Raw genomic sequence first — 16,796 nt, 5'->3', positions numbered from 1 at the left:
TTTCCGGTCCATTGTCAGCGGGTGACGAATTTCGGCTCGGGGGCTGCGGCGCGTGGGTAGATTGTGGTGCGCAGCGGAGCAGTCGCGGTGAGGAGCGCCAGGTGGGTCAGGACGTCGCGGTCGTTATCGGAGTCGGGGGCATGGGGCGGGCCATCGCGCGCCGGGTCGGGGGTGGGCGGCGGCTGCTGATCGCCGATTTCGACAAGGACGGTCTGGACGCGGTGGTCGAGGTGCTGGCCGGCGAGGGGCACGAGGTGCGCGGGTTGCACGTCGATGTCTCGGATGCCGGGTCGGTGGCGGCGCTGGCCGAGGCGGCCGGGGAAGCGGGCCGGGTCACTCATCTCGCGCACACCGCGGGGGTGTCGCCGACCCAGGCGGTGACGAAGGCGGTGCTGGAGGTGGATCTGCTGGGGACGGCGCTGGTGCTGGATGCCTTCGAGGGTGTGGTCGCCGAGGGCGGGGCGGGGGTGGTGATCGCGAGCATGTCGGCGTATCTGGCGCCGCTGCCGGAGGATCAGGTCGCGGCGCTCGCGTATACGCCGGCGGCGGAACTGCTGGCTTTGCCGTTCCTGGACCGCGAGGCCCATCCGGGGATCGCCTACGCGGTGGCGAAACGGGGCAATGTGGCGCGGGTGCAGGCCGCGGCGGTCGCGTGGGGGCGGCGCGGGGCGCGGCTCAATTCGATCAGCCCAGGGGTGATCTCGACGCCGATGGGGCGGCAGGAGCTGGACGGGGAATCGGGCGCGGCGATGCGGGCGATGGTCAACGCGTCGGCGACCGGGCGGTTGGGGACGCCGGACGATATCGCGCACGCGGCGGCTTTCCTACTGGACCCGGCGTCGAGTTTCATCTCGGGGGTCGATCTGCTGGTCGACGGCGGGACCGTGGCGGGGGTGCGGGCGCTGGCCTCCGGAAACCTGTCCTAGGGGCCGGTCGGCGGCCGGCGTCCCGGTCGGGGTGAAGGCAATTGTTGACGACGCCCGCGCCGGCGGATGATGATGCGGCCATCAGCCCCGACGTCTTCGGAAGTGAACTGTGCCGCACACCAGAGTCCCCGCTGTCCACCTGGGTCCGGAGTTCGACCCTGCCCTCGCCCGGGGAATCGAGGCGGGCGGTGGCCGGCTGGTGCCGTTGGGCGATGCCGAGGCGGTGGTGTGGAATGGCGGGCCCGATTCGTTCCCGGAGCGGTTGCCGGACGCGGTGCGGTGGGTGCAGTTGCCGAGTGCGGGGGTCGAGCGGTGGTTCGCGGCGGGGCTGATCGACGACGGCCGGGTCTGGACCTCGGCGGCCGGTGCGTACGCGTCGAGTGTGGCCGAGCATGCGGTTCTGCTGCTGCTGGCAGGTGTGCGGGGACTGGGGGAACAGGCGCGGGCGGCATCGTGGCGCAAGGCCGAGTTCGAGGCGCGGGTGGGGACGCTGCGCGGGGCCACTGTCGCCATCATCGGCTGTGGGGGTATCGGCCGGGCGATGATCCCGCTGCTGCGCGCGTTCGGGGCGCAGGTGCTGGCCTCCACCCGGTCCGGGACGCCGGTACCCGGCGCGGTCGAAACGGTGGACGCGAGCCGGAACGCCGAACTCTTCTCGCGTGCGGACCATGTGGTGATCGCGGCACCGGCGACAGCCGACACCGCGCACCTCGTCGACGCCGACGCGCTGGCCCGGATGAAACCGGCGGCCTGGATCGTGAATATCGCGCGGGGGTCGCTGATCGATACCGATGCGCTGGTGCGGGCGCTGCGCGCGGAGACCATCGGGGGCGCGGCGCTGGATGTCACCGATCCGGAACCATTACCGGACGGACACCCGCTGTGGTCGCTGCCCAATGCGGTGATCACCCCGCACCTGGCCAATCCGTCCAACGGGCTGCCCGGGCTGCTGGCCGAGCATGTGCGGGCCAATGTGGAGCGCTTCTCCTCGGGCGAAGCGCTGCTGTCGCTCATCGATACCGCGCGGGGCTATTGACCCCGCCGGACCGAGAAGGAAGACGTCCTCACGGCGGGGCGGATCACACCTCGAGTACCTCGTCGATCGGGCGGCGTGGGGTTTCGGTGAACGGCGCGGCGCCGCGAGAACTCCAGCCGACCCGCACCATGGCCTGGGGGTACGCGCAGTCGTGGAGCAGACCGGTCCTGATCTCCTGCCGTGCGTCGGGCACGCCGAGGGGTTCGGTCTGCACGCTGGTGGCCAGCCCCAGCTCGGTGGCGGTCAGCAGGAGCGCGCTGGTGGCCTCCCCCGCCCGGAGTTGAGCACGCCGGTCGTCGCGAGTGGTGCCGACGACGAGCCATTGCGCGGCGTCCGGATGGTTCGCCGGATCCAGCAGGGCGGGATCGGCGAAGGTGCGCACGGGGATCTCACCGGCCGGGCGGGGCGCGGGGGCGTTCCGGGACGGCACCCCGTCGGTGAGCCGGTCACGTCCGCTCCAGTAGGCGATCTCCGCCCGGTACCGCCGGTCGCCGGCGTGCTCGGCGACCGCGTGCCGCATGGGCGTGGCCAGCCGGGGCAGCAGAGTGTCGGGGACCTGCCGGACCGCGGCACCGCGGGCCGATACCTGTGCGGCGAGGGAACGCATATACCGGGCCGGGATCGGCTTGGGCAGATAGTGGCGGCGGTCGGTGCGGCGCAGCAGGATGGCCGCGGCCAGTTCGATCTCGGCGTCGGTGGGCGGCCGGCGGGTGGCGTGGATCGTGGCGAGATGGCCGGGGTCGCCGGGGTCCGGGCAGTAGTCCACCGCGGAGGCCCAGCCGAGCGCCGCCAGGGCAGCACGCATATGGTGCAGCGCGGCCCCGCAACTCACGACGAGCGAGCGCAACGAGGGATCGGTGACCAGCAGCTGCCGTCCGGTATCGGCGAAGAGCTGGATACCGGAGCCGGTGGACCGCCACCGCCAGGGCTGGGTGTTGTGCACGGACGGCGCGCGGACCGCCAGTCCGAGGGCGATATCGGTGGCCTCACGATCCGGGATCGTGCGGGGCATTGTCATGCGTCCTTCCGATGACGAGCGATGTGCGAATTTCCGGCTCCGGGGCCGGGTGGTCGCGAAGAGCGCGACCCGACACCGCGGCGCCGCCGGCGAGAAGGCCGGCCGCCTGCGATATGGACTCCCTGCCATCGAGGGTAGACAGTGCGCACGCCCGCGGCACGGCCGTCGGCAAGATTTGCCGGAGGATCTCCGGTAGGGCGGCGCGGCGCGGTGGCGAATCACGCACGGCGGGTGATGATTCGATATCGCAGCTGGTCACGATAGTACGATGGAATTCATTTATGTGACCCCGGTCACATAATATTCGGTTACCGGTAATTCGCTTCCGGAGCCTGGGCCGGTCCGGGTGGACACGAAGCGGCCGGTTCTGTTTCCCGGCCCGGAAGCCGGGTAGATCGGCAGTACTCTGGCCTCCTGCCCCTGGTGACCAGCTGTGACAGATGCGAAACACCGAAGAAAGGGATGCACATCATGCTGCTACGCCGGTTCGCCCGCCCCCTGCTGGCGAGTGCGTTCGTCGTCAACGGAGTCGAAACACTGATGCATCCGGAATCACGGGTGAAGGAAGCATCGACTCTGGTCCACAAGGGGAAGGAATCGCTGCCGTCCGATATCGCGGGCAACCTGCCCGCCGATCCGAGCACTCTGGTGCGGGTGACCGCGGCCGTGCAGATCGCGGGGGGCGCCCTGCTGGCGCTCGGCAAGGCACCGCGCCCGGCGGCGCTGGCGCTGGCGGCGACGGTGGTTCCGGCGACGGTAACCGAACAGAACTTCTGGGCCGAGAACGATCCCGAACGCCGCGCCGCGAAACGGACGGCCTTCCTCAAGGACGTGAGCCTGCTCGGGGGCCTGATGATCGCGGCGTCGGATACGGCGGGTAAGCCCTCGCTGGGCTGGCGGGGTCGCCGCGCGGCCCGCCGGGCCGCCGCCACTGTCGGCGGTGCGCTCCCGGTGGGTTCGTCGGCCCGTGGCGGTACGGGCGAGGCCGTCCGGCAGCAACTGCACCAGGCCGCCGACCGGGGCCGGGATCTGGCGGGTTCCGCGGCCGGCCGCGGGGCGGAGCTGGCCGAGATCGCCCAGCAGCGTGGTCCGGTGTGGGCGGACACCGCCAAGAAACGGGGTGCGGACTGGGCCGATATCGCGAAGCTTCGCGGTGCCGAGTTGGCCGAAACCGCCCAGACCCGCGGCCCCGAATGGGCCGCCGTGGCGAAGAACCGGGCGGCCGAGCTGGCGGACTACACCAAGCACCGCAGCAGTGAACTCGCCGAAACGGCGCAGAGCCGGGGGCCGGAGTGGGCGGAGGCGGCCAAGCACCGTGCCGCCGAACTCGCCGACTACACCAAGCACCGCAGCAGTGAACTCGCCGAAACCGCCCAGTCCCGCGGCCCGGAATGGGCCGAGGCGGCCAAGCACCGTGCCGCCGAACTCGCCGACTACACCAAGCACCGCGGGGGCGAGCTCGGTGCCGCGGCGAAGGCGCAGCGCGCGGAGCTGGCCAAGGCGAAGGCGAAGGCCGACAAGGCGAAGGCCAAGGCCAAGAAGAAGGCCGCGAAAGCCAAGCATCGCTGAGCCGACGGCGAACGCGACCGGGCCCGGACCGTGCGGTCCGGGCCCGGTCGCGTCACATCCCGGGAAACTCGACAATCGGCGCCGGATAGTCGGCGGCGAGCCGCCACGGCCGGTGGATCGCCCGGCCCTCGATATCGGCGAGTTCGGGGACCCAGCGCCGCACATAGTCGCCGTGCGGGTCGTAGCGGTCGGCTTGGCGCAGCGGATTGAGCACCCGGTTGGGGCGGGTGTCGTTGCCGGTTCCGGCGACCCATTGCCAGTTGAGCTGGTTGTTCGCCAGGTCGGCGTCGACCAGCCAATACAGGAAATGCCGCGCACCGGCCCGCCAGTCCACCCGCAGCGATTTGGCGAGAAAACTCGCGGTGATCAGGCGGGCGCGATTGTGCATCCAGCCTTCTGCGCGCAATTGCCGCATACCGGCGTCGACGATCGGGATACCGGTGTGGCCCTCCCGCCAGGCCTCGAACGCCTGCTCGTCGTCACGCCAGCGGATATCCCGGGCACGGTAGTCGGTCCATGCCGCGCCCGGCCGGGCGGCCAGGACCTGGTGGTGGAAGTCCCGCCAGGCGACCTGCCGGACGAATGCGGCGCCCCCCTCGGTGGAATCACCGGCGCGGCGAATCACCTCCCCCGGGGAGAGGCAGCCGAAATGCAGGTAGGGGGACAGCCGGGAGGTGGTGTCGGCGGCGAGATCGTCCCCGCCGGACGCGTACCCGTCGAGGTGGTGGGAAAGCCAGTCACGCAACATCTTGCGGCCTGTGGTCTCCCCGCCCACCGATAATTCCGGAGAGGGCTCCCCCGAACCGAGCTCGCCCGGCTCCGGTAGCGACCCGGCCGCGATCTCCGGCAGTTCGAGGCGGCGCGGCGCACGCAGCGGCTCCCGGCGCCGCTCACCGGTCCAGCGCCGCAGATAGGGCGTGAACACGGCGAAGTGATCACTACCGGCGGGCACCAGATCGCCGGGCGGTACGACGGTCAGCGAAGCGCGGTGGACCCGCAGTTCGCGACCGTCGCGCGCCAGCCGATCGCGCAGCCGCCGCTCGCGGAGACGGCTGTAGGCGCTGACATCGGCGGCGATGTGGACCACTGGGGCGTCTGCCGCCGCGGCCACCCGCGCCACCTCCTCGGCGACGTCTCCGGCGCGGACGACGAGCCGGCCGCCGAGTGCGCGCAGTTCGTCGTCGAGTTCGCGCAGCGCGGCCGCCAGGAAATGCGCGCGATTGGGCGGGCAGGAGCGGCCGGACAGGATGGCCTCGTCCAGGACGAAGAGCGGAGCCACCGTATCGGCCTCCCGGTGCGCCGCGGTGAGCACCGGATTGTCCCGGACCCGCAGATCGCGGGTGAAGACGGCGACCGCCGCCGTGGTCACGCGAACCAGACCAGGCAGAACGTGTGTCCGACCGGGTCGGTGTAGACCCGGAACGTCTCCTCCGCGTGGACGAATGTGGCGCCCAGAGCCAGCACGGCCGGTTCGGCGACCTCCACATCGCTCACCAGCACATCGAAGTGGACCTGCTGCGAGCCGGACGGATCCGGGAACCGGGGCGGCCGGTACTCCGGCGACAACTGGAACGCCAGGCGCCGGCCCTGCGGGTCGACCATGGCGACCCAGGTGTCGTCGCTTTCCGCACGTACCACTTCCCCGCCGAGCAATCCCAGATAGAACTCGGAGAGTTTCCACGGATCCGGGCAGTCCAGTACTACCGTCCGCAATCCCTCTACCCCGTCGGCCGCCATGGATCGGCCCTCCTTCCGCATGTGATACCGATTGCGTACCCGGGTCCACATTCGGAAAACCGGCACGCACTGCGCGCCGAGTGTAGGGCGACTGTTCGAGTCCGGAGGGGATGCGCGTCAGCGCGTCGGCGGTGGCGCCTCCTCGTAGACTTCGCCCACCGCGCCGGCGAGCAGACGCTCGGTCATCTCCTGCTTCAATACGGTGAGCCGGGCGTCGTCGGCCGCGTCGCGGTCGCGCCGCGCGCCGAGCGCGATGAATTCGCCGGTGACGAATCCCGCGTCCCGCAAACGCAGTAGGACGGTCCGGTCGCGGTAGGTGAATTCCCAGACGTAGCGCGCCAGGACGGGGCCGCGTTCGGTGGCCGCGAGTTCGGGGACGACGGCGAAACGGTCACCGGTCACCGCGCGCAGGGCCATCTCGATCGCGTCGCGGCCGCCCGGGCCGGGGAAGGCGGTGCGGACCGCGACCTCACGTCGCTCCACGGTGCCCAGCAGTGAAACCGCGTGTCGCATGGCGCAGTACGCGTGCGCGACGCCACCGGGGAACTCGGTGCCGTGGTACTTCATCAGGTCGGCGAACGAGACCTCGATCGGCGTCCCGGCTTCGAGAACTGTCAGCATGGCTTCTCTCTTTACCTGGTGGCCCAGTGCAGTGCCGAATAGAGCAGTTGGGTCGCTCCCGGCATGAAACCGGAGCCGTGGTGGTACACCGGATCCATCGTGGTGACGAGCAGCCGGCCCGCGGCGGAACTCTCATCGATATAGAGGACGGAGCCGTCGCGGCGGCCGTCCTCGGTGTGCAGGTCGACCAGGCTCACCGCGCCCGGCGGCGGTTCCAGCACCCCGTGGTAGTGCCAGATCACCGCGCGATCGGCGAAGAATTCCCAGGCGGGATGGTCGGGTGCCTGTTTCCGGAGCCGGTGGTCCTCGCCGGTGCGCCACCACCAGAACACGGTCGGCCGGGGCTCTTCCCGCACCCCGGGCAGCCACTGGCCGGCATGGTTCTCACCGAATACGAGCACGGTCGCGCCCCGGGCGAGCCCGGCGAGGACGGTCTCGGTCCACCGCCCCAGCAGATCCGGGCGGAGGCGGTCGGCGACCACGATCACCTCGGCTGCCGCGATCTCCCGCGGGGTACCGGTGCGCACGTGCACCGGCCGGATCCGGTAGGGCGCCAGAGCGGGATCGGCCAGGGTGGCCAGCTGGGCGTGGCTGCCGCCGTGCAGGAAGGCGATACCGGAATCGAGATCAGTCATCGTCGCCCTCCAGCCAGCGCAGCAGTTGCGGGAGCAGCCGCGCGGTACCTCGGTCGGCGCCGGCGAATTGCAGCAGATCGTTGCCGCCGTGGACCAGGACCCGGCCGGCGCCGAGTGGGTAGTCGTAGTCGATCGGTGCGCGGGTGCGGCCGATGGTGTGGACTATCCGGGCCTGCTCGGGCAGGTCCGGATAGCAACCGCGCCCGTAGAATCCGGCGACACCGATACGTTCCAGTTCCGCGAACGGGACGGGCCCGCGGGTGCCGGTGTTGTACAGGAACGATTTCGGATCGGTGCCGGCCCACACCGGATGTTCGCTCACCCGCGTCAACGCGAGGTCGCGCGGATTGCGGAACTCCAGCTTGCGCCATCTCGTCAGCCCGTCGAGGAAAACCCGCTGCACATGCCCGTTCACCACGATCCGCCCGCCGCGCCCGGCGAAAGAATCGAGCAGCGGCCGCTGTCCGGCCAGGTATTCCTGGTCCACGTCGCCGGTCAGGTAGAGACCGGTGACTTCGCCGGTGCACTCCCCTGGCAGGTCGTAGACGTCGACTTCACGAAATCTCCCGGCGTACTCGCCGGTGCGCGGTGCCATCACGGCTTTCAGTACCGTCACGAGATCCCCCGCCCGAAATCCGGCACGGTGAGCCGCCGGACCGCGCTCGGTGTCTCGATATCGGCGGTGACGATCGGCACGCCGTACATTTCCGACAGCAGTGCGCCGGTCAGCAGTTCGCGGGTCGGACCGAGACGCCGATCGTCGGCGGCGACCATCAGCATCGAGCGTTCGGCCACGTGCAGGGCGTGATCGGGATGGTGGGTGGTCATCACGACCGCCATCCCCTCGTCGGCCAGCGCGCGGAGAACGGTCAGTACCTGGGCCTGGTTCCGCAGATCCAGGGCGGCCGCGGGTTCGTCGAGCACGATGGTGTCGCAGTCGGAGACCAGCGCCCGGGCGATGAGCACCAGCTGCCGCTCGCCTCCGCTGAGTGCGGTGTAGTCGCGGTCGGCGAGATGCGATACGCCCACCCGGCGCAGCGCCTCGCGGGCGGCGGCGCGATCGACGGCCGTGGGAGTGCGGTAGATCTTCACCGTGCGGGCCCGGCCCATGAGCACGATATCGAGCACCGAGAACGAGAACACGACCGAATGGCTCTGCGGGACATAACCCACCGGGCCGGAGGCTTCGACCGAACCGGACACCGGCCGGATGAGGCCCGCCAGGCATTTGAGCAGGGTGGTCTTGCCGCGGGCGTTCGGTCCGAGCACGGCGAACACCTCGCCGGCGGCGGCGCGGACCGAGACACCGCGAAAGATCCACGGCCCCTTGGTCGAATAGCGGTAGGAGAGCGAATCAGCCTCGAGCATCGGCACCCCACAGGCGGGAACGGTTGCGGATCAGCAACATCACGAAGAACGGGGCGCCGATGATGGCGGTGAGGATACCGATGGGGATCTCGGCGGTGCTCAGGGTGCGCGAGAGGGTATCGATCAGAGTCAGATAGGCGGCCCCGAGCAATGCGCTGACCGGCAGCACCATCCGATTGTCGGTGCCGACCATCATGCGCACCAGATGCGGGACCACCAGGCCGACCCAGCCGATCACCCCGGCGACCGAGACCGAACCCGCGGTGATCAGCGCGACGCACAGCAGCAGGAAATTGCGCAGCCGCGCCGGGTTCAGGCCCAGTGCGGTGGCGTCCTCGTCGCCCATCGCGAGAATATTGAGCCGCCAGCGCAGCGCGAGCACCACCACGCCCGCCGCCACGATCGGGATCGCGGCGGTGAGCACCTTGGAGTAGGTCGCCGTCGCCAGTGAACCCATGAGCCAGAACACGATCGAGGGCAGTTCGCTGTAGGGGTCGGCGATATAGGTGATGAACGAGACCATCGCCTGGAACATCGCGCCCACCACGGTGCCGCCGAGCACGATCATCAGCAGCGGCGCGCCGGGTACCGCCCGGGCGATCGCCACCACCAGCACCAGCGCCAGCACGCCACCCAGGAAGGCCCCGCCGACCAGTGCGGCGCCACCGAATCCGGCGAGCAGGATCAGCACGCCGCCGAAGGAGGCACCCGAGGACACACCCAGCACCTGGGCGCTGGCCAGCGGATTGCGGAACACGGCCTGCATGACCGCGCCGGTGAGCGCTAGGCCGGCACCCAGCAGGATCGACAGCAGCACCCGGGGTAGCCGCACATCCAGCACCACGGTGCGTTCCTGCGCGTACCAGGTCTGTTCCAGCGGAAACACCTGGCCCAGCAGGATGCGCACGATCTCGTTCGGCGGCACGGTGTAGCGGCCCACCGCGAGCGCGGCGAGCGCCACCACGATCAGCAGGACCAGGAAGCCCGGGATCGCGAGCAGGCGCTTGTCGAAGCGCGCGCGGCGCGGCGCCGGAACTTCCGGCGCCGCGACCGCCGCCTGGTCAGCGGAGGAACTGGTCATAACCCGCGGCGTCCTTGTTCAGGTCCAGACGCAGCACCTGATCGATCTCCTCGTCGGAGATGCGGTACGCGAACAGGTCGTCGAAGGCGGCCCGGATCTCGGCGCGGAACTGCCCGTCACGCGCGGCGGGGTACAGGATCCGGTGCATCCACTGCCACATCAGCGGGGACTCCGCGCTCGGCACCTGCCACCGGTAACCGCCGAGCGGGGTCTTGTAGACGCGCTTGTTCTGCACCGCGCTGACACCGGACAGCCGGGGATCGGCGTAGATATCGGCGGGTGTGCTCTGGTCGAATCCACTGAGCATGATGACCTCGGGGTTCCAGGCCAGGATCTGCTCGGGGCTCACCTGCCCGGACTCGGAAACGAAGCCCTTGGTCACCAGGTCGGCGCCCACGAGGTCGAATTGGAAGCCGTCGTATCCCTTGGCGCTGGTGGTGCTGTAGGTGTCGCCGGTGCGGGACAGGATCATCGCGCGGGGCCGCGGTGCCGTCTGCGCCGCCACCTGGGCGCGCATCTCGGACTGTTCGGTGTGCTGCCAGTCGACGAGTTCCCGGCCGCGTTCGGGCTTACCCGCGATCTGCGCGAACAGGGTGATCCACTGTTCGAGATCGTCCTGGGTACCGTATTTCAGGCCCACCACAGGGAAACCCGCCGCCTCGATCGGCGCGGTGACCTCGGAATCCCGGTCGCCCCACTGCACCACCACATCGGGGTCGAGTTGCAGCAGGGTTTCCACATTCGGCACGAAATCGTTGCCCGCGACGACGGCCGAATCGGCCGAATCGGGGAACATGGTGGCGAACATGCCGCCCCGGTTCGCCACCAGGGTCGACTGATTGATGCCCACGATGCGGTCGTAACCGCGGTCGACCGCGGCGAAGATCGACGGCGCCGGCATCACGGTGAACGCCACCTTGTCCGCCGGACCGTCCAATGTGACGGTCTCACCCCGCTGATCGACGATGGACAGCGCGCCGGTGGCGGCCGCGTCCTCGGTCTGCGCTTCCCGGGTCGAGCACCCGGTGGTCAGCGCGAGCGCCCCGATCATGCCGGCGACCATCCATCGCCGTGGCGGCAAGCTCCGCTTCCACCGCCGTGCACGCTGCATATTCGATGCCATGCGCTCTACCGTCCTGCCTGTGAATCGTACAAACAGGATTCAGGTTAGCCTTACCTATCAGAATAGTGTGAATCGGGGGTGACTCACTTACCGGCGAGCGGCTCCGCTACCACTGCCGCTGCTCCGCGAGGTCGGCGGCAGGCGCGGGGCGCGTCTCGCCGCCGAAACCGCTGGGCCACCACACCTTCGGGCCCACCAGGGCGAACAGCGCGGGAATGACGACGGTGCGCACCAGGAAGGTATCGAGCACAATGCCGATGCCGACGATGATGCCGAGCTGGGTCAGCGTGATAAGCGGCAGCACACCCAGGACGCAGAACACCGCGGCCAACACGATCCCGGCACTGGTGATCACGGCGCCGGTCGCCGAGACCGCGCGCACCATACCGTCGACGGTGCCGTGACCCGGCGTCTCCTCCCGGGCTCTGGTCACCAGGAAGATCGTGTAGTCGATACCCAGCGCCACCAGGAACAGGAAGGCGAACAGCGGCACCGTCGTATCCAGTGCGGGAAAACCGAACAGATGTGCGCTCACCATGCTGCCCAGGCCCAGCGCGGCCAGTGCGCTCAGCACGGTGACGCCGATCAGCAGGACCGCGGCGGGCAGCGCCCGCAGCAGGACGAGCAGTACCGCGAAGACCACGAGCAGGATCAGCGGGATCACCAGCAGTTGGTCGTGCCGGGCGGCGTCGCGGGTGTCGAGCGCTTTCGCGTCACTGCCACCGACCATGGCCTCGGCGCCGGGAATCGCGGCCAGCGCGCCGCGCAATTGTTCGATCGTGGTGTAGGCCGCCTCGGATTCGGGCGCGGCCTCTAGGGTGACCAGCCACCGGTCCATTCCCTCGTGGCTGCCGCCGGGCATCACACCGGATACGCCCGCAGCGGTCTCCAGCGCGGGACGGACCGCCGCGGCGGCGTCGTGCCGGGTGAGCACGACAGTCGGATCGGACGCGCCGGAAGGGAAATGGGCGGCGAGGGTGTCCAGCCCGTCCACCGATTCGGCCCGGACCCGGAACTGCTCGGTCTGCGACAGCCCGATATCCGCACCGGTCAGACCCGCCGCGCAGACGACCAGCAGCGCGATCGCCCCGCCGGCGACCACGGCGGGCCGGGCGACCACCCGGGTCGCGATCCGATGCCACACGCCGTGCGCCGCGGTCCCGTCGGCACTCGCGTGCGGAACGAAGGGCCAGAAGATCTTCCGGCCGCACAGGGCGAGGGCGGGCGGGAGCGCCAGCAGGACGAAGACCACCGCCACCAGCAGGCCGGCGGCCGCCATGAGGCCGAGCGAACGCGTATTGGGCAGTGTCGCGAGCAGCAGCGTGCACAGTGCCAGCACCACGGTCACATTGCTGGCCAGAATCGCCGGCCCGGCGCGGCGGACGGCCGCGCGCAGCGCGTCGCGGTGCTCGCCGCGCCCGTGCAGTTCGTCGCGGTACCGCGAGACGAGCAGCAGCGCGTAATTGGTGCCCGCACCGAACACCAGGACGCTGGTGATGCCCGCGGTGGAACCGTCGAAGGAGAGGTCGGTGACGCGGGCGAGCGCCGTGCCGATACTCGTGGCCGTCCGGTCGGCGAGACCGATGACCAGCAGCGGTACCAGCCACAGCACCGGTGAGCGATAGGTGACGATGAGCAGCAGCGCGACCACCAGCGCGGTGACGGCCAGCAGGGTCACGTCCGCGCCGGCGAAGGAGTCGGCGATATCGGCGCCGAACGCCGGGCCGCCGGTGATCTGCACGGTCAGTCCGGGGGGCGCGTGCTGCGCGGCCATCCGGCGCAGCCGGTCGATCTCGGTGGCCAGGTCCGCACCGTCGAGGTCGGCGGAGACCGTGGCGCGCCCCAGCGCCGCCCTACCGTCCGGCGCGACCACGAGCGCGTCCGCGCCGGTGCCGGAGACTTCCCGGACCGTCTCGGTGGCGGCGGCACGGTCGGATTCGGTCAGTTCCCCGCCGTCGGCCCGGGTGACCACCAGGATCGCCGGCGCGTCCCGGCCGCCCGGGAACCGGGCCACCGCGGCCTCGACCCGCGCGGCTTCGGAGTCCTGCGGCAGCGAGGTCGGCGCCCGGCCCGCGTCGTCGTTACCGCCGACGCCCACGATCACCGCGCAGGCGGCGGCGAGGACGGCGACGAGCAGGACCCACGAGCGACGGCCGGTGACCACGGAGGCGAAGCGTTCCCAGGCATTCACGCGGCAACTATTTCAGAAACTGAAATAATAGGCAAGGTTGGCGCCCCGGGCCACCTACACTCTTGCGAGCGGAATCAGGGAAAGGACGGCGCAGGTGACACACGAACCCTCGGCGGAGAGGGACAGCGCGACCCGGGAACACGCCGTAACCGAGATCGCCGCCGATATCCGCGCGCTGACCGCGGTGTCCGAGCAGATCGGGCACCTGTTCGCCCATTCGCACGATCTGCGCAGCAACGATTTCCGCGCGCTCACCCACATCGCCACCGCCGAGGCCGAGGGCCGGCCGCTCACCGCCGGACAACTGCGCGAACTCATGGGCCTGTCCCCGGCCGCCATCACCTACCTGATCGAACGGATGATCGCCTCGGGCCATATCCAGCGCGAAACCGATCCGGGCGACCGGCGGCGGGTACTACTGCACTATTCCGACCACGGTATGTCGGTGGCCGGTGAGTTCTTCCACCCGCTGGGCCGCCGCACCCGCGCGGCGCTCGCCGGCCTGCCCACCGCCGATCTCGCCGCCGCACACCGGGTGCTCGCGGCGCTCGTCGCCGCCATGCGCGATCACCATGCCGCGCTGACAGGAGAGCCGGCCGAGCGGTAACCGGTCCGCCCGAACTTCGCGAACCTCTGCATATCACCGCGCGGCCGGGGTAGGACGCCCACGACCCGCGGACGACCCGCATGCTGATTGCCCCGGCTGTGCGCGGGTATACGGCCGGGCAGACAGGAGGTGTGTCATGCCGAAGGAATGGACCGACAAACAGGAACGGCAGTACGAGCACATCAAGGATTCGGCGAAGGAACGAGGGGCGAGCACGAAGCGGGCGAAGGAGATCGGTGCGCGCACGGTCAACAAGAACCGCGCCCAGGCCGGTCAAACCAAGACCGCCAGCCGCTCCTCCACCCGCGATATGTCACCGCAGCGGCGCGGCGGCCTGCGCTCGGGTACCGACAAGCCCAAGGGCCGGACCCGGGACCAGCTGTACAACGAAGCCAAGAGTCGCAATATCAAGGGGCGCTCCAAGATGACCAAGAACGAACTGGCCGAAGCCCTGGGGAAGTAGACCCGCCGATGAGCCCCGCCGCCCGCGCGGCCACGAACAGCCGCCGGGCACCGAAACCGGTCGGCGCCGCCGAGTTCGTCCCCGGCGGCGCCGACCTCGGGCAGTTGCGCGCGGCGGCGGCGGACTGCCGCGGCTGCGATCTCTATCGTGACGCCACGCAGACGGTGTTCGGCGCGGGACCCGCGCACGCCCCCGTGGTCATGGTCGGCGAACAACCCGGTGACCAGGAGGACCTACGCGGAGAACCGTTCGTGGGACCGGCCGGGCGGCTGCTGGACCGCGCGCTGGAGGAAGCCGGATTCCAGCGTGCGGAGGTCTACCTCACCAACGCGGTGAAACATTTCAAATTCACCGAACGCGGCAAGCGCCGGATCCACAAACAGCCCAGCCGGACCGAGGTCGTGGCGTGCTCGGCCTGGCTGGCCTCCGAACTCGACCTGATCGCTCCGGATCTGGTGGTCTGCCTGGGCGCGGTCGCGGCCAAGGCGGTGCTGGGCCCGTCGGCCACTGTCGGGTCATTGCGTGGGCACCTCGTCGAGCGTCCGGATTTCCGGGTGACCGGAACGGTGCACCCTTCGTCGGTACTGCGCGCGCCCGACCGCCACGCGGCGTATACCGAATTCCTGGCCGATCTCGGCTATATCCACGATTCCGCGCGGCGGTGACCCGGGCGGATCACCGTCCCGGCCCCAGATCCAGCCGCCTGGTCACCCGGTCGACCAGATCCGGGGGCATACCCGGTTCCCGGCGCGCGGCCTGCGCCTCCCGCCGGCCGGCCTCGGTCACCTCGGCCCGGATCCGCCTGACGGCCACGGTCATCCGCGCCTCCCGCTCGGCCCGGGCGCGCGCGTCCTCGCCGGCCGCTTCCGGATCGGCCCGGGCCAGCCGGCGCCGGATACCCTCCCGGAGTCGTTCGTGGAGTTCCTCGGGTACCTGCTCGGCAGCGGCCAACTCCTCGAGGCGGGCCAGTTCGGCCCGGACCACCCGCTCCCACAGGTGCCGCTCGAGCCGGCGTTCGGCCGAGGTGTCGGCGCGGACACCGGTGAGCCGGACGACCAACGGCAGCGTCGGGCCCTGTACGAGCAGCGTGAAAAGGACCACCGCGAACGCCGTGAAAAGGATCTCGGTGCGTCCCGGGAAATCCGCGCCCGCCTCGGTGGACAGCGGGATGGCCAGCGCCAGCGCCACCGTGGCCACCCCGCGCATGCCGGTCCACCACGTCACCACCGTCTCCCGCCAGGTGTGGGGCTCGTCGGCGTCCTCGTCGTGCCACAACTTCCCGCGTAGCCACCAGGTCGTCAGCAACCAGACGAGCCGCAACCCCACCACGACGGCCAGCACCGCGCCCGCGCCCCCGAGCAGCTGCGGCCAGCTGTTCCCGGTGGCCGCGAGCACCGCGCTCAGCTCCAGACCGATGAGCCCGAAGGCGAAACCGCTGATCAGCAGCTCGGTGATCTCCCAGAACGAGTTACCGACCACGCGGTAGTCGGCATCGGCGAATTCGGTGACCGCGTCGGTCAGATACAGCGCGCACACCAGCACCGACAGCACCCCCGAGCCACCCCAGGACTCCGCGAGACCGTAGGCCGCGAACGGCAGCAGCAAGCTGAGCGCGACCTGCCCGCTCGCCTCGGCCAGATAACGGGTGAGCCTGCTGCCCGCCATACCCAGCGCCAGGCCGACCACCACGGCGACCACGGCCGACACCACGAACTCCCCCGCCGCGCGCGGGCCCGAGAAATGCCCGGTGAGCACCGCGTCGACCGCGACCGAGTAGACGACGATCGCGGTGACGTCGTTGAACAGGCCCTCGCCGCCGAGCACCACCACCAGCCGGCGCGGCAACCCGAGACGACCGGCCAGCGCGGTCGCCGCCACCGGATCCGGTGGTGCGACGATGGCCCCGAGCACGACGGCCGCGGCCACCGGCAGGCCCGGGTACCACGCGTGGAACACCGCGGCCACCGCCGCCACGGTGGCCAGCACCAGTCCGACGGCCCGCAGCACGATGGGTTCCCAGTTCTCCGCGAACTGACGCCACGAGGTGCGCCGGGCCGCGGCGTAGAGCAGTGGGGGCAGGACCAGCGGCAGGATCAGGTGCGGGGGTATCGCGATCGGCGGCACGAACGGCAGCAGGGCGAGCGCGACTCCGAACAGCGTCATCAGTACCGCCGAGGCGACACCGATCCGCCGCCCGATCGCCTCGGCGAGAACCGCGGCGAACAGGATCACGAATGTCAGCACCAACTGGTCCATGGGATACCAGTCTGCTGCCATCCATACCTTCCGGGCCCGCGCAATGCCGGGCGTGGACCGATCCGGGCGGGACGCGGGCCGGCGACGCGGCGCGGAAGGTCGCGAACCGCACGCGGGGGTCCCCGCTCGTGCGACCGGAAGCAATTGTGGCTCAGGTTATCTCGC

At 70.4% G+C, this 16,796-nt stretch carries 17 protein-coding genes; 6 read left to right on the top strand and 11 right to left on the bottom strand.

What is annotated here, in order from left to right; all coding sequences use genetic code 11:
• Window positions 1-101 precede the first annotated feature (101 nt).
• Complete coding sequence (locus ON38_RS12390) at window positions 102-926, top strand: SDR family oxidoreductase (RefSeq protein ID WP_039824874.1); 825 nt, start codon at window positions 102-104, stop codon at window positions 924-926.
• A gap of 109 nt (window positions 927-1,035) precedes the next feature.
• Window positions 1,036-1,962 carry a D-isomer specific 2-hydroxyacid dehydrogenase family protein gene (locus ON38_RS12385; protein ID WP_039824873.1) on the top strand — a complete coding sequence of 309 codons (927 nt, stop codon included), beginning with the start codon at window positions 1,036-1,038 and terminating at the stop codon, window positions 1,960-1,962.
• A gap of 43 nt (window positions 1,963-2,005) precedes the next feature.
• On the opposite strand, the gene ON38_RS12380 is transcribed toward ON38_RS12385, so the two are convergent.
• On the bottom strand, window positions 2,006-2,974 hold the full coding sequence (locus ON38_RS12380) for an Acg family FMN-binding oxidoreductase (RefSeq protein WP_039824872.1): 969 nt from the start codon (window positions 2,972-2,974) through the stop codon (window positions 2,006-2,008).
• A gap of 477 nt (window positions 2,975-3,451) precedes the next feature.
• On the opposite strand from ON38_RS12380, the gene ON38_RS12375 reads away from it, so the two are divergent.
• Window positions 3,452-4,549 (top strand): DoxX family protein, encoded by a 1,098-nt coding sequence (locus ON38_RS12375; RefSeq protein ID WP_039824940.1) that lies wholly within the window; start codon window positions 3,452-3,454, stop codon window positions 4,547-4,549.
• Between the two features lie 52 nt (window positions 4,550-4,601).
• On the opposite strand, the gene ON38_RS12370 is transcribed toward ON38_RS12375, so the two are convergent.
• The 9 genes from ON38_RS12370 to ON38_RS12330 form a co-directional block, all read right to left on the bottom strand.
• Window positions 4,602-5,918: a cryptochrome/photolyase family protein gene (locus ON38_RS12370; RefSeq protein WP_039824871.1), complete on the bottom strand. Its 1,317-nt coding sequence runs from the start codon at window positions 5,916-5,918 to the stop codon at window positions 4,602-4,604.
• On the bottom strand, window positions 5,915-6,286 hold the full coding sequence (locus ON38_RS12365) for a VOC family protein (protein ID WP_039824939.1): 372 nt from the start codon (window positions 6,284-6,286) through the stop codon (window positions 5,915-5,917). The genes ON38_RS12370 and ON38_RS12365 overlap by 4 nt, the downstream gene beginning before the upstream one ends.
• Window positions 6,287-6,403: 117 nt before the next feature.
• Entirely contained in the window at window positions 6,404-6,907 is a 504-nt protein-coding gene (locus ON38_RS12360; RefSeq protein WP_039824870.1) for a hypothetical protein, read from the bottom strand.
• An 11-nt stretch (window positions 6,908-6,918) separates the two neighbouring features.
• Window positions 6,919-7,542, bottom strand: coding sequence for a hypothetical protein (locus ON38_RS12355; protein WP_039824869.1), 624 nt, complete (start codon window positions 7,540-7,542; stop codon window positions 6,919-6,921).
• On the bottom strand, window positions 7,535-8,158 hold the full coding sequence (locus ON38_RS12350; protein WP_039824868.1) for a hypothetical protein: 624 nt from the start codon (window positions 8,156-8,158) through the stop codon (window positions 7,535-7,537). Before ON38_RS12350 ends, ON38_RS12355 begins: the two co-directional genes overlap by 8 nt.
• Window positions 8,155-8,910, bottom strand: a complete 756-nt coding sequence (locus tag ON38_RS12345; RefSeq protein ID WP_039824938.1) for an ABC transporter ATP-binding protein — start codon at window positions 8,908-8,910, stop codon at window positions 8,155-8,157. Before ON38_RS12345 ends, ON38_RS12350 begins: the two co-directional genes overlap by 4 nt.
• Window positions 8,897-9,991 carry a FecCD family ABC transporter permease gene (locus ON38_RS12340; protein WP_039824867.1) on the bottom strand — a complete coding sequence of 365 codons (1,095 nt, stop codon included), beginning with the start codon at window positions 9,989-9,991 and terminating at the stop codon, window positions 8,897-8,899. Before ON38_RS12340 ends, ON38_RS12345 begins: the two co-directional genes overlap by 14 nt.
• Window positions 9,972-11,042, bottom strand: a complete 1,071-nt coding sequence (locus ON38_RS12335) for an ABC transporter substrate-binding protein (RefSeq protein WP_157181739.1) — start codon at window positions 11,040-11,042, stop codon at window positions 9,972-9,974. The genes ON38_RS12340 and ON38_RS12335 overlap by 20 nt, the downstream gene beginning before the upstream one ends.
• A 178-nt stretch (window positions 11,043-11,220) precedes the next feature.
• Window positions 11,221-13,305, bottom strand: coding sequence for an MMPL family transporter (locus ON38_RS12330; protein ID WP_083872589.1), 2,085 nt, complete (start codon window positions 13,303-13,305; stop codon window positions 11,221-11,223).
• 94 nt (window positions 13,306-13,399) lie between these two features.
• Here ON38_RS12330 and ON38_RS12325 point away from each other — a divergent pair, with 94 nt between their 5' ends.
• From ON38_RS12325 to ON38_RS12315, 3 genes are all read left to right on the top strand, one after another.
• Window positions 13,400-13,912: a MarR family winged helix-turn-helix transcriptional regulator gene (locus ON38_RS12325; protein ID WP_039824866.1), complete on the top strand. Its 513-nt coding sequence runs from the start codon at window positions 13,400-13,402 to the stop codon at window positions 13,910-13,912.
• Between the two features lie 136 nt (window positions 13,913-14,048).
• Window positions 14,049-14,375, top strand: coding sequence for a hypothetical protein (locus tag ON38_RS12320; RefSeq protein ID WP_039824865.1), 327 nt, complete (start codon window positions 14,049-14,051; stop codon window positions 14,373-14,375).
• An 8-nt stretch (window positions 14,376-14,383) separates the two neighbouring features.
• Window positions 14,384-15,040 (top strand): UdgX family uracil-DNA binding protein, encoded by a 657-nt coding sequence (locus ON38_RS12315; protein WP_039824864.1) that lies wholly within the window; start codon window positions 14,384-14,386, stop codon window positions 15,038-15,040.
• A 10-nt stretch (window positions 15,041-15,050) separates the two neighbouring features.
• On the opposite strand, the gene ON38_RS12310 is transcribed toward ON38_RS12315, so the two are convergent.
• Window positions 15,051-16,652 (bottom strand): Na+/H+ antiporter, encoded by a 1,602-nt coding sequence (locus tag ON38_RS12310; RefSeq protein ID WP_245564015.1) that lies wholly within the window; start codon window positions 16,650-16,652, stop codon window positions 15,051-15,053.
• Window positions 16,653-16,796: the final 144 nt, after the last annotated feature.

Origin of the sequence: Nocardia testacea NBRC 100365 (assembly GCF_000308775.1) — a bacterium.
In the GTDB taxonomy this organism is placed as follows: domain Bacteria; phylum Actinomycetota; class Actinomycetes; order Mycobacteriales; family Mycobacteriaceae; genus Nocardia; species Nocardia testacea.
This window is presented reverse-complemented; position numbering and strand designations above follow the sequence as displayed.

Coding starts and splice junctions, on each gene's coding strand:
- ON38_RS12380 (WP_039824872.1), bottom strand. CDS start 2,974: ATGCCCCGCACGATCCCGGATCGTGAGGCCACCGATATCGCCCTCGGA.
- ON38_RS12375 (WP_039824940.1), top strand. CDS start 3,452: ATGCTGCTACGCCGGTTCGCCCGCCCCCTGCTGGCGAGTGCGTTCGTC.
- ON38_RS12365 (WP_039824939.1), bottom strand. CDS start 6,286: ATGGCGGCCGACGGGGTAGAGGGATTGCGGACGGTAGTACTGGACTGC.
- ON38_RS12360 (WP_039824870.1), bottom strand. CDS start 6,907: ATGCTGACAGTTCTCGAAGCCGGGACGCCGATCGAGGTCTCGTTCGCC.
- ON38_RS12355 (WP_039824869.1), bottom strand. CDS start 7,542: ATGACTGATCTCGATTCCGGTATCGCCTTCCTGCACGGCGGCAGCCAC.
- ON38_RS12345 (WP_039824938.1), bottom strand. CDS start 8,910: ATGCTCGAGGCTGATTCGCTCTCCTACCGCTATTCGACCAAGGGGCCG.
- ON38_RS12340 (WP_039824867.1), bottom strand. CDS start 9,991: ATGACCAGTTCCTCCGCTGACCAGGCGGCGGTCGCGGCGCCGGAAGTT.
- ON38_RS12335 (WP_157181739.1), bottom strand. CDS start 11,042: ATGATCGGGGCGCTCGCGCTGACCACCGGGTGCTCGACCCGGGAAGCG.
- ON38_RS12320 (WP_039824865.1), top strand. CDS start 14,049: ATGCCGAAGGAATGGACCGACAAACAGGAACGGCAGTACGAGCACATC.
- ON38_RS12315 (WP_039824864.1), top strand. CDS start 14,384: ATGAGCCCCGCCGCCCGCGCGGCCACGAACAGCCGCCGGGCACCGAAA.
- ON38_RS12310 (WP_245564015.1), bottom strand. CDS start 16,652: ATGGCAGCAGACTGGTATCCCATGGACCAGTTGGTGCTGACATTCGTG.